Source organism: Bartonella sp. EBT8 (assembly GCF_055796165.1).
In genome coordinates, this window is record NZ_JBTTDJ010000003.1 from 156,809 (window position 1) to 168,706 (window position 11,898).

At 38.1% G+C, this 11,898-nt stretch carries 11 protein-coding genes and 1 tRNA gene; 6 read left to right on the forward strand and 6 right to left on the reverse strand.

Annotated elements, in window-relative coordinates; translation table 11 throughout:
- Positions 1–190 precede the first annotated feature (190 nt).
- Positions 191–1,099: a cation diffusion facilitator family transporter gene (locus tag AC0QT4_RS03555; RefSeq protein ID WP_473200348.1), complete on the reverse strand. Its 909-nt coding sequence runs from the start codon at positions 1,097–1,099 to the stop codon at positions 191–193.
- Between the two features lie 795 nt (positions 1,100–1,894).
- On the opposite strand from AC0QT4_RS03555, the gene AC0QT4_RS03560 reads away from it, so the two are divergent.
- Positions 1,895–2,710: a TrmH family RNA methyltransferase gene (locus AC0QT4_RS03560; protein WP_473200349.1), complete on the forward strand. Its 816-nt coding sequence runs from the start codon at positions 1,895–1,897 to the stop codon at positions 2,708–2,710.
- 49 nt (positions 2,711–2,759) lie between these two features.
- On the opposite strand, the gene mnmA is transcribed toward AC0QT4_RS03560, so the two are convergent.
- Positions 2,760–3,989, reverse strand: a complete 1,230-nt coding sequence (gene mnmA, locus AC0QT4_RS03565; RefSeq protein WP_473200350.1) for a tRNA 2-thiouridine(34) synthase MnmA — start codon at positions 3,987–3,989, stop codon at positions 2,760–2,762.
- Positions 3,990–4,337: 348 nt separating this feature from the next.
- On the opposite strand from mnmA, the gene sciP reads away from it, so the two are divergent.
- Positions 4,338–4,613, forward strand: a complete 276-nt coding sequence (gene sciP / locus AC0QT4_RS03570) for a CtrA inhibitor SciP (RefSeq protein WP_004863244.1) — start codon at positions 4,338–4,340, stop codon at positions 4,611–4,613.
- Between the two features lie 143 nt (positions 4,614–4,756).
- Here the strand turns inward: sciP and AC0QT4_RS03575 are convergent, their stop codons facing one another.
- Positions 4,757–5,143 carry a flagellar export protein FliJ gene (locus AC0QT4_RS03575; RefSeq protein WP_473200351.1) on the reverse strand — a complete coding sequence of 129 codons (387 nt, stop codon included), beginning with the start codon at positions 5,141–5,143 and terminating at the stop codon, positions 4,757–4,759.
- Between the two features lie 561 nt (positions 5,144–5,704).
- Here AC0QT4_RS03575 and ctrA point away from each other — a divergent pair.
- Entirely contained in the window at positions 5,705–6,406 is a 702-nt protein-coding gene (gene ctrA, locus AC0QT4_RS03580) for a response regulator transcription factor CtrA (RefSeq protein WP_254769885.1), read from the forward strand.
- A gap of 213 nt (positions 6,407–6,619) precedes the next feature.
- Here ctrA and chpT read toward each other — a convergent pair whose 3' ends face one another.
- Positions 6,620–7,258, reverse strand: a complete 639-nt coding sequence (gene chpT, locus AC0QT4_RS03585) for a histidine phosphotransferase ChpT (protein WP_473200352.1) — start codon at positions 7,256–7,258, stop codon at positions 6,620–6,622.
- Positions 7,259–7,467: 209 nt separating this feature from the next.
- Here chpT and AC0QT4_RS03590 point away from each other — a divergent pair, with 209 nt between their 5' ends.
- Positions 7,468–8,064 (forward strand): DUF1134 domain-containing protein, encoded by a 597-nt coding sequence (locus AC0QT4_RS03590; RefSeq protein WP_473200353.1) that lies wholly within the window; start codon positions 7,468–7,470, stop codon positions 8,062–8,064.
- A gap of 27 nt (positions 8,065–8,091) precedes the next feature.
- Positions 8,092–8,742, forward strand: a complete 651-nt coding sequence (locus tag AC0QT4_RS03595) for a hypothetical protein (protein ID WP_473200354.1) — start codon at positions 8,092–8,094, stop codon at positions 8,740–8,742.
- Positions 8,743–8,975: 233 nt separating this feature from the next.
- Here the strand turns inward: AC0QT4_RS03595 and AC0QT4_RS03600 are convergent, their stop codons facing one another.
- On the reverse strand, positions 8,976–10,094 hold the full coding sequence (locus AC0QT4_RS03600; RefSeq protein ID WP_473200355.1) for a DegT/DnrJ/EryC1/StrS family aminotransferase: 1,119 nt from the start codon (positions 10,092–10,094) through the stop codon (positions 8,976–8,978).
- A gap of 53 nt (positions 10,095–10,147) precedes the next feature.
- Complete coding sequence (locus tag AC0QT4_RS03605; protein ID WP_473200356.1) at positions 10,148–11,101, reverse strand: Gfo/Idh/MocA family protein; 954 nt, start codon at positions 11,099–11,101, stop codon at positions 10,148–10,150.
- A 169-nt stretch (positions 11,102–11,270) separates the two neighbouring features.
- On the opposite strand from AC0QT4_RS03605, the gene AC0QT4_RS03610 reads away from it, so the two are divergent.
- Positions 11,271–11,347 (forward strand) — tRNA-Met (locus tag AC0QT4_RS03610).
- The last annotated feature ends 551 nt before the right edge of the window (positions 11,348–11,898 follow it).

The following is an 11,898-nucleotide window of genomic DNA, read 5'->3' on the forward strand; positions in this document are numbered from 1 at the left end:
ATTTATTTGACAAGCCCTATGGACAACTCGCTTTAAATCTTCCTTTTACCTTTCCTTTTTCTCTGTGCTTAGCTGACACAAAAGAAAACAAAAAGAAGATACAGAAAACCGTGATTTTTAATATGACGGCCCCTTATTCTCTTCCCTGAAACAGAATATTTTACGGTGCTACAGATCATTGAGAAAAATTTTATATAAAAGGAACGACCGTTGTCCCTAGAGGCAACTTCGCCTCATCTTCAGGCTCAACATGAATAGAAATGCGCACATTATCAAATTCTTTATGCAGAACATCTTCAATTTTATCGCAAATCTGATGTGCTTCTCCTACCGACATTGCTGCAGGTACAACCAAATGAAACTCTATAAAAGTGACTCTACCAGCAACACGCGTAAGCAAATCATGAACTTCAAGTGCACCCTGTGCATTTGCAGAAATAAGCTCACGAATCCGCATCGTTTCATTCAACTCAACTCCAACATCCATTAGCCCTTGAACGGCGCTGCTAATCACCTTCCAACCCTGCAAAAGAATATTAAGGGCAACGATAATTGCTAAGATCGGATCCAAGATGCTCCATCCACCCATAAATCCAGCAATCAAACCAACTAAAATGGCAAGAGAAGTAAAAACATCGGTTATGAAATGCACCCCATCAGCTTTAAGAGCTGGTGAACGGTGTATTTTTCCCTGCCGGATCAGCACAAAACCCCAGAGGGAATTTATGAGACTGGCACCAAGATGCATAACGATCCATATCCCCGGCGTTTGCAACACTTTAACAGTCGAAAGAGCCATCCATGCTTCTCTTAAAATAATAATTGCCGCAATAATGATCAGGATTCCTTCAAGAATCGCAGAAAAATATTCCACTTTATGATGTCCAAAAGGATGATCATGATCCGCCGGTTTCATACTGACTTTTACAGCCCACCATGCTGCCAATGCAGCAAGTATATTGACGATCGATTCCAATGCATCAGAATAAAGTGCAACCGAATCAGTGATATAATATGCCCAATATTTTAAAGCAAAAACAACACACGCGACGAAAATAGAATATAACGTTAAGCTTTGTATATTGATTTTTACAGCCACATCTACACCCTCATCTTCACCCAATAAGGAATAACACTCTCATTCATAGACTCTATGATATTTTTGACGTATCGCCAATATTTCTTCAATATCACACAAGCTTCACAAGATAGAAACAACGAAAACACCCCACTATTGTTATTGCAACAACTGTCCGGCGATAGGATAGAATATGACAAATAAAGGAATGCACATATCGCTTAAACAAGCAAAAGAAATCTTTAAGAGGAATCAAAGATATATTCCTGATTATCAAATTTTTTTGAATAGTGTAATGCTGTTACGTTCCTATGATTGAAAAAACACCTGTTGTTTTTTCTAAAAAGCATCCTATTTCCGTGCGATGATTTAATTTTTGTGAGTCTTAAACCAATCACTCTATCAGCATAATCACAGACAGCTCAAAAAATCACTGACCATTTTTCCCCCCCCTTACATCGTAACTGTATCAAAAAATAGGGCCGCTAAAACAACAATCATCTTCACAAACAAAGAAAAAACACAATGATCCCTCAAAAAAAAAGAATCTGGGCATTGGGGACCCAGATTCTTTTCCCTTAAAATTAAGGGTATGCAGAGCTTAGGAAATAGCGGGGACCTAAAACCCTACAACCAATACAAAAACAAACTACATTGTTCTGCATTTGGTATTCTCATATTATACCTATAGTTGTGTTGTGTCAACATAAATTCTACCATAGGTTTTAAAAAAATAAATTTTTCTCCTCTTTTATCAAAATAAAGCGAATATTTAACATCTAGTAATTGAGAAAAAAGAGCACTAAAAACCCCTGTATGCGTTTGAATATTATACCAATCTACGAAACTGATGATATACGTCTTGGAGATTATCATAACATTCGTGAAAAAGATCTTGTAGGACGGCAACATAAGTTTATTGCTGAAGGCAAAGTCATATTATCGGCATTGCTCCATTCGAAAGAATTTGTTTCTCTCTCATTGCTCATAGTGACAGAACGTCTTCCTAGCCTCATGCCCCTTTTAGAGAACACACAGCCAATATGTCCCATTTACTGCGTACCGCAAAAAGTCATGGATAATATTGTGGGATTCCATGTTCATCGTGGTATACTGGGTATCGGTAAACGCAAAACGTTACCATCCTTACAACAATTTTTACAAGATTTACCAGAAGAGGCTTTAATTCTCATTTTATGCGGTATTTCTAACCATGATAATATGGGCGCTATTTTTCGCAACGCTGCCGCTTTTGCCAGCAATGGTATTATCGTTGACAAAACCTCATGCGATCCTCTTTACCGCAAATCAATCAGAGTTTCTGCTGGCGCAGCTCTAAAGGTACCCTATACGCAAGGTGCTAATATTAGTAATATTCTAGAAACGCTCCATGAAGCAGATTTTCATACTTATGCACTTTCTCCCTCTGCCCCATGCACTCTCAAGCAAGCAAAAACACCCAAAAGGATAGCACTCATTTTAGGAACAGAAGGTGATGGCTTACCAACCTATATCCTACAAAAATCAGAAACCTTACGGATTCCTATGGCTCCCGGCTTTGACAGTCTCAATGTTTCTACAGCAACAGGCATTGCGCTCGCCCATTTTAGCGATTTTGATAAAGTTTCCTAACAATAAGAATAGTTTAAGGTGCAAAACAATCCCCATAAGCCTATCATTTTCAATTATAAGAAGTGGTTGTTTTAAGTTCAGAAACAACGGTCGTGTTCGTTTCCAGATTGCATAAAACGCGTTTCAACATCACTTCAGTATCAGCAGCACGTTCTGAATGTGTTACAAATCCCCCGCCAAGAATACGCGCTTCATGACCATTTCCATCATAAAAAACACAAGCCTGCCCTGGTGCCACCGCATTTTCACGTTCCAACAAATCAACAGAAAAAACACCCTCTTGATAATGCAAGCGAGCAAGATGGGGAGGACGCGTTGAACGAACTTTTACAGCCATCTCAACACCATCAGAAGGAAAATTCTCCAAGAGCTCATCACCAAGCCAATTCACATCACGCAAAAAGAGTTTATGTGTTTCCAACATTTCCCGCGGACCAACAATAACACGCGCATTTTCTACATCGAGATAAATCACATAAAGTGCTTCACCGGTTGCAACACCAATACCACGACGTTGACCAACCGTATAATTAACGATTCCCGAATGTTTGCCTAAAATCTGCCCATCGATATGCATAATAACGCCAGGATTGACCGCCTCTGGTCGTAATTTTGTGATAACATCAGAATATTTTCCTTGCGGAACAAAACAAATATCCTGACTGTCATGCTTATGAGCAACGACAAAACCCATTTCTGCTGCTATTTCACGAACACGTGCTTTTGGAAGGTCACCAAGTGGAAAACGCAAATAATCAATCTGCTCTTGCGTCGTTGCGAAAAGGAAATAGCTCTGATCACGATCGCTATCGAGAGGACGGAAAAGTGCCCGATGCGCGCCATGGAGGCGCGAGCGAATATAATGGCCGGTAGCCAAAGCATCCGCCCCCAATTCACGTGCGGTTGCTAATAAATCAGCAAACTTGACAGTTTGATTGCATGAGACACATGGCACAGGGGTCTCTCCATGCGCATAACTTTCTGCAAAAGGATCAATCACTGCTTCGCGAAACCGCTTTTCATAATCAAGAACATAATAAGGGATCCCCAATGTTTCTGCTACGCGGCGAGCATCTTCAATATCTTGTCCAGCACAACACGACCCTACCCGATGTGTTGCAGCGCCATGATCATAGAGCTGCAAAGTAATGCCAATGACATCATAGCCTTCCCTTTTTAAAAGACCTGCAACAACCGATGAATCAACTCCCCCCGACATTGCTACAACAATACGGGAGTTCTCAGGTGGTCCTGGTAAATCAAGACTGTTCAAAAACATGTACTCATTCTCTATCAATAATCATCCATTGGTTAAGAGCGTTATGCGCGCCGTTCATTCATTTTTTATATTGTTTTTTTATTTTTTTCACAACCAATAGCATCACTTTCTTTAAAGAAGCTGCAAACAAAAAAGACTGATAGAAAGAAGGCACGATGAAAATCCTTTTTACTCTTAAAAAAACGCCAACAAAAGCATTGTAAGACGCTCTTCTATGCCTTTCACTTTGGAGCCTAATTTTTATATGCTAGCTTAGTTTATTAATTTTTTCTTTCAACGTGTTTAGTTCTTTTTTAAATTTCATGTTTTATAAACGAATCAAGTCCTTGACTAAAGGTAGAGGATACAATGACCAATTTGATAAAAACACAAATGAAATATGTTATTGGGCCGGATGGAAGTCCACTGACAATCGCTGATCTACCGCCAAAAACAACACGGCGCTGGGTGATTCGTCGCAAAGCTGAAGTTGTTGCGGCTGTTAGAGGTGGATTGTTAAGTCTTGATGAGGCGTGTCAACGCTACACTTTGACCGTAGAAGAATTTCTTTCATGGCAAAGTTTGATCGATGAACACGGTTTAGCTGGATTACGAACGACCAGAATCCAACATTATAGGCATTAGTTACGCTTGATAATGATTTGGTAACGGCTATCCCCCTAAAACAGCCGAACTTTTATCAAGTTTGGCTGTTTTTTTGTGTTTTCGGCATAATTATCGCAAAGAATGTCTTTTCAAGCTATAGCCTTTATCATCCAGTCCCTTTATCATCCAGTCATTGAGTTCGAGGGAATTAAAAGACTCTCATCATCTACTGCGGCCTTCTTTTCCCGTGCCTCAAGAAGCTGTGCGTGTTGCAACTCCGTATTGACTTCATGGAGAGCAATTTCAGCATTTGTTTTTTGAACCTGCAAATCACGAATCGAATTTATAAGATTATCGCGCCTTTGCCGCGCAGCCCGAGCAAAAGCAGAATAAGCAAAATGGTGAACGTCATTATTTCCAGATTTACGTTCTTCGTTAACAATTTGCGCTTCCAGTTCTAACACCATTCGCTCAAATTCTGCGATCATCATATCAAGCTGTGCAATTTCACGACGCTTCCCACGTGCTTGAAACATCCTCAATTGCACCATACTTTTTCGTGGCTTCATACTTACTACTCCTCGACTGCGCAAACTCAAAACTTGCATTCGCACTTTTACATATGCTTTCAGCTATACCCTTTCTGACGAAAACATCCGTTTTTAATTTGTAACTCGATCGTTCGTCTTCCCCTAAAGCACCTGTGAACACAGCCTGCTTTAAAGAGATATAACTTTTTCTTTACTTTTCACCTACACTATAGAAAGAGATTTAAAGCTCAGTAAATAAACACTGAAATTTAAAAAGTACTTTAAAAAAATCTTTTAATAAGGTGTTTTTAAAAGTTAAAGTGAGTGAAACAAGCACAATTTTTTTTATTTGTTAAAAAGATGCAATTTTTCTAAAATAATTTTATAACCTCTTTTAAAAATGAAAATATTTTGTTAACCACTATCATAGATAGTGGGGGAACTCAGTGGTGATTGTTACGCGTACCGCTGAAATATTCATAGACACTTTACATTATAAGTGTTTGATTTCATGAATTGTTTTTATAAACGGTGGTTTTACCAGCTGTATAAAACAAAACTGTTCCTCTTGATTCGGAGGAACAAAGTGAGGGATCTAAAATGCGCGTATTATTAATTGAAGATGATAAAGCGATGACTCAAAGCATTGAGTTAATGTTAAAGTCCGCAAACTTTAATGTCTACATCACCGATCTTGGTGAAGAAGGAGTCGATTTAGGAAAGCTTTATGATTATGATATCATTTTGCTTGATTTGAATCTTCCTGATATGTCAGGATACGATGTTCTGCGGACCCTGCGACTGGCAAAGATAAAAACTCCTGTTCTTATTCTTTCTGGTATGAATGCCATTGAAGATAAGGTGCGTGGTTTTGGCTTTGGTGCAGATGATTATATGACCAAGCCCTTCCATAAGGATGAGCTTATTGCGCGTATTCATGCCGTTGTTCGTCGCTCTAAAGGGCATGCGCAATCCGTTATCGTTACCGGCGATCTCACCGTTAACCTTGACGCAAAAACAGTCGAAGTTGCTGGGCACCCCGTTCATTTAACTGGTAAAGAATATCAGATGCTAGAGCTTCTTTCTCTACGCAAAGGCACTACCCTCACCAAGGAAATGTTTCTTAATCATCTCTATGGTGGGATGGATGAACCAGAACTTAAAATTATCGACGTGTTTATCTGTAAACTACGGAAGAAATTAGAAGCAATCTCTTCTCATGTAAACTACATTGATACAGTTTGGGGACGTGGTTACGTTTTACGTGATCCAGTTGAAGAAAACGTACGTAAAACCGCTTAAGCAGTAAAAATGCACATCGTAAAATCTCGGAGTATAGCGGGCCGAGATTTTTTCTCTGTTGCAATAAAAGTCTCGTACACAAAAAATCTCTTATGTATGAGAATATTTAAAGCGCAGAAAGACCAACATTCCCCTTTACGGGTATAACCTTATCGCTCACCAATACAATCTAAACCCTCTTTTCTCGACATAGCTCAATCGCCTTTATCTCATTCAAAGCTTTTTTACGCTTTCCAAAAGAATACAATTTTCCGTTTCATTAATATTTATTTGCATATCTGTCATCTCAACAAGTAACATCGTATAATAAAATTGGATAGCATGAGCATCGATACATTTTTCCTGAATTTCTCTATTATATAATGCAATAAAATGAGAAGGAATACGTAAAGATTTACCGGAAATTTTAAAACGAAAAGAACGTTTATTTTCTTCCTGTAAAATCATAACAACGATTTCGCCCCCACGAGAAGCTGTTGCATTTGCAATCAATACTAAATTAAGCAAAAGTTTAATTTCATTTTTTGGTAAAAGGAGAGAGGGAGCTTGCCAATTTAAAATTGCTTTTTCTTCCTTCATATATTGTTGTGCAACCTGCTCAGCAGAACGTGTCTCTATTTGTTCCCCATTAGCCCCTGCAAATCCAAAAGCCAACCGTGCAAATTGTAGACGTGCGGAAGCACTGGCAACGGACCAACGCACCAATTGCAAAGCATCCTCTTCAGCCCCCCCTTCATCATAGAGCTCCATCGCATTTTGAATAGCACCAACAGGTGAAATCAAATCATGACAAATACGACTACAGAGTAAAGCAGCAAGATCGGCAGGCTTTAAAGAAACAGCTAACATCATAATTTTGAGAACTCCTAAGATTTAAAAACAAGCTTCATTTTAAAGAAAAACTCTTAACATCCCATGCACACATACACGGAATTTTAACAATCACATTAAAAATGTTTAAAAAAAAACAATTATTTAAATAATCTTCCATCTTATTTTTTATTTGAGTAGAATGAAAATGCTAATATTATCTTTTTGTTTGTAACTAAGGGAAAATTTCTATGGCTCTCTCTCTTCTAAACCGCTGGTACAAAAAGATTGTATCTGTAATCTTCCTTTTATTCATCATCACCAATACGGCAAACGCTCAATTCCGACAAATAGAACAAAACGAACCCCATTATTCACTACAAGAAATTATCGATTCCGGTCATGCTTTTTTTGGAAAAACTGCTAGCGGTATAGCAGTAGCAATTCAAAATATCTTTTCACAGTACGGTTATCCAAATGCCTATATTTTAGGGGAAGAAGCTTCTGGTGCTTTTTTTGCTGGATTAACCTATGGCGAAGGAACAATTTTTACCAAACTTTATGGTCAACACAGAGTTTTTTGGCAAGGTCCCTCTGTGGGATGGGATTTTGGCGGACAAGGTTCTCGTTTAATGATCTTAGTTTATGATCTTAATCATATAAATAATTTATGGGGACGCTATGGTGGTATTTCGGGTTCGGCCTATTTAATTGCAGGTGTTGGTTTTCATGTCCTCAAACACCACAATGTTTTGTTAGTTCCAATCCGCACAGGAATTGGTGCACGTCTTGGCATCAATGTGGGGTATTTAAAATTAACACCGAAACCGACATGGAATCCATTTTAGAGCCAACTCTTATTGAAAAGAGAACTTATGTTTATACAATCGTTTCTTTTTTTTATTTTTGGAATTGCTTGCACTTCGTGGTTACTTGTGCTTTTTGCCCCTCTTATTTGGCGCAAAGCCATTCATTTTGCTCATAAACATGTTTCTGCACAAATTCCCCTATCATCCATTGAAATGCAAGCAAACTATGATTTTCTTCGTGCAAAACATGCTGTAGAACAAGTGCAAAATGAACAAAAGTACAACTCTTTGTATAAAAAATATGCCCAACAAAAAATACAGCTTAGCCAAGTAACCGAGCAGCTTTATAAATTATGTCCCCCCACACAAAACACATCTTCTCCTTCACAAGAGAAACTTGTAACCGAGCAAAATGGTCTTACAACAAACAGTTTTACAATGGAAATCAAAACTATGCGTGAAAAAATCGCACATTATCAGCAACTTTTACAAAAAATTCAAACCAATGCACTTGACACCAAAACAAACCGCCAACTCTTGGACGAATTGCGTGAAGAAATAAAGGAATTAGCAGCAACATTAGCTGCACAAATAGCATTACAAGAAGGTGAAGCATCCCCAATCAACACATTGATCCAAAATGCTAAAAGTAAAAACGATCTAGCATCACGTATTCGCGAAAAAGTAACCTCCAGCAAAAAAACGCCCCTTCCATAAGTTACTTAAGAAAATGACTCAAGCGAATATGGCGACACTCTCATGATGCAAACATCTTCATTGTCATATTGTGTAAAGTTTATAAGGGATGTCTTGGAGAAGTAAGCTCTTCTTTTAACAGAAGAGATAATCATTCTAACTTTATTTTTAAATTACAAATCAAAAATCTCTTCCAAGAAGAAAACCAACAACCAAGCCCCCTCTTAAGCAACTTTAAGGGTAAAAATATTTGCTCAAGAATGGTAAAAGTCTCTTATTGTCTGGATAATCATATCCTGATCAGTTTTCATTAAATAAGGATGCATTGGTAAACTTAAAACACAGTTTCCTAAAGTTTCAGAAACAGAAAGAGAGTCTTTTACATAGGAAAAATGTTTATAAGCTAGCTGTTGATGCAATGGAGTCTTGTAATAAACTGTTGTAGGAATAGATTTTTTTTGTAAATATTCCTTTAATTTATCACGTTCTCTCACCTTAATAGTATATTGTGCATAGGCACAACGGACATTCTCTTCCATTTGTGGAACGGTGACAATATCTCTTAAACCCTCAGAATAATGTTGGGCAATTGCCACACGTTTTTCCATCTCCTCTTCAAAGATCACAAGCTTTTCAAGCAAAATTGCTGCCTGAAGAGTATCGAGACGTGAATTCATACCGATACGCACATTGTCATATTGAGTCTCACCTTTCCCATGGAACAAAAGAGAACGTAAAAGTGCTGCCAAATTATCATCATTGGTCATCATAGCACCTCCATCACCATAACATCCCAATGGTTTTGCTGGATAAAAACTTGTTGCAGAAACATTACCAAAAGCCCCACACATAATATTATCGCGTCTTCCCCCTATCGATTGAGCAGCATCTTCAATAACAAAAAGATTTTCTTGTACAGCTATTTTAGTAATTTGCCTATAATCAGCAGGAAGGCCAAACAAATCAACAGCAATAATTGCCTTTGGTTTAAGACGCCCCTCTTTTTTAATCATTTCGATTGCTTCACAAAGTTTCTCAACATCAATATTGAATGTATCGGGAAGGACATCAACAAAAACAGGTTCAGCCCCTACCAAAGCGACAACTTCAGCAGTTGCACAAAATGTGAAGCTAGGACAAAACACAGCATCCCCTGGACCAATATTTTGAGCCATAAGAGGCATTTTCAAAGCATCGGTTCCATTAGCACATGCCACCACATGTTTAACACCAAGATAATCTGCTAATTTTTCTTCAAACTCTGTTACTTCTGGTCCTAAAATATACTTACCACTCGCAACTACTCGTGCAATTGCAGAATTAATCCTCTCTTCAATATGCGCACGCTGCGCTCCAAGGTCGATGAATTGCATATTAACTCCATTGCTCATCATAATAATGCAAAAGTGCTGCTTATCTTTTTTATCTAATAAGATTTGACACTCGCAGCAGTTAGAATCCGTAAAACAGCAAGAGCATCATCACCATTTGTGCGAGGTGATCGACGCGTTTCAATACAATGTAGGAAGTGTCGCAATTCGCAAGTAAGTGGCAAATTTTCACAAACATCGATATAATGCAACGCATCAGTGCTAAAAGCCCACTCTTGTTTTTCCTTCCAAACAGCAAAACGATGCAATGCCAATTTACGATTCCATGGTTCCATATCATCAAAAACAAGTATAGCCTTTGTACCAACAACAGTTAAACGCCTTTCACGATAGGGGCTAACACGTGAAGTAAAAAGGTGACTCCGTATACCATTTGGAAAAATCATATGAATATGGGCAAAATCAGAAAGCTGATCAATGACAGCAGAACCTTCACCACGAACTTCAGAAGGTTCACATCCTGTCAGAGCTAAAATCATTGAGAGATCATGAGGAGCAAGGTCCCATAAAGCATCGCTTTGAATATGGAATTTTCCAAAGCCTAATCGATGAGAATAGATATAGCGTACCTCCCCTAATTCTCCCTTTTCTACCAATTCACACATTTTTTCAAAAGCAGAATGAAATCGCAAAATATGGCCCACCATAAAAATTCGTCCATATTTACCAGCAACTTCGAGTTGATTTTCAGCATCTGCTACATTCAAAGCAATTGGTTTTTCAACCAACACATCTTTGCCATTTTCAAGAGCGCATAGCGCATTCTCTGTATGGAATTGCGGAGGTAACGCGAGCACCATTGCATCAATATCTTTACGCGTAAAAAGATCTTCAGGTGCAACAACATCAACACCGTACATGCAAGCAAAGCTTGCAGCACGCTCAATATTCATATCAGAAACTGCTGCTAAAGCACCAAGTCCATGGAGAGTTCGTATATGATTCCCACCCCAATGACCGCACCCTAAAACCGCTACACGTGGCACCATTTTTATGCCTTACCCTACTCATCCCATAAAAATTATATTCTTCTATACTCCATATCGAGGATAAAATAGAATGACAAGCAAAAAGCTTAAAACGATGCTTGACATCTTACTATTCTACCTCTTATATCCGCAAAAGATGAGATAAGTTACAATCATATTTATTAATTTCGGCGGAGTAGCTCAGTAGGTTAGAGCAGAGGAATCATAATCCTTGTGTCGGGGGTTCAAATCCCTCCTCCGCTACCATTCTCTTTCTTGGAATATTTTTCAAAGCATTGTCTTTAGCTTTATATCTTGCCACTAGGTTTTGCAACAATTCACTTTTTTCACAGCATTTTTAGGCGGTTTTCAAAGCAGCTTTAAGAGAGGTGTTTAGAGCCGCTTTCATGAATCTTATTTTGCTCTGCTCAGAATTACAATTTATGATGATCCATCTTTTGCAGCACCATATCATTTTACACCTAAAATCTGTAAAATATGTGCGTAGACATCAATGAATTTTATATAATTTGCATCATATTTTGTAAAAATAACCTCCTTTTCAAGGGATTTTCATTTTTTCAAAGGGCTCTCAAAGGGGCTTCAAAGACCTTTCCAAAGATCATTTGAAATCTCCAAATACTTTGTAAGAATTTCTCAAAACCTCTCCATCTGATTTTGACCTTCCTATCTGATTTTGAAATGACAACATAAAAAAAATCTTCCATTTGCACGGTTACAGTTGCGCAAATCCCCCTATTCTCAATGATTATTTTTCTTCTTGTTTTATTTTCTCTCTTATTTTAGATCAATTAAGA

Coding starts and splice junctions, on each gene's coding strand:
- AC0QT4_RS03560 (WP_473200349.1), top strand. CDS start 1,895: ATGCGTTTGAATATTATACCAATCTACGAAACTGATGATATACGTCTT.
- mnmA (WP_473200350.1), bottom strand. CDS start 3,989: ATGTTTTTGAACAGTCTTGATTTACCAGGACCACCTGAGAACTCCCGT.
- sciP (WP_004863244.1), top strand. CDS start 4,338: ATGACCAATTTGATAAAAACACAAATGAAATATGTTATTGGGCCGGAT.
- AC0QT4_RS03575 (WP_473200351.1), bottom strand. CDS start 5,143: ATGAAGCCACGAAAAAGTATGGTGCAATTGAGGATGTTTCAAGCACGT.
- ctrA (WP_254769885.1), top strand. CDS start 5,705: ATGCGCGTATTATTAATTGAAGATGATAAAGCGATGACTCAAAGCATT.
- chpT (WP_473200352.1), bottom strand. CDS start 7,258: ATGATGTTAGCTGTTTCTTTAAAGCCTGCCGATCTTGCTGCTTTACTC.
- AC0QT4_RS03590 (WP_473200353.1), top strand. CDS start 7,468: ATGGCTCTCTCTCTTCTAAACCGCTGGTACAAAAAGATTGTATCTGTA.
- AC0QT4_RS03595 (WP_473200354.1), top strand. CDS start 8,092: ATGTTTATACAATCGTTTCTTTTTTTTATTTTTGGAATTGCTTGCACT.
- AC0QT4_RS03600 (WP_473200355.1), bottom strand. CDS start 10,094: ATGCAATTCATCGACCTTGGAGCGCAGCGTGCGCATATTGAAGAGAGG.
- AC0QT4_RS03605 (WP_473200356.1), bottom strand. CDS start 11,101: ATGGTGCCACGTGTAGCGGTTTTAGGGTGCGGTCATTGGGGTGGGAAT.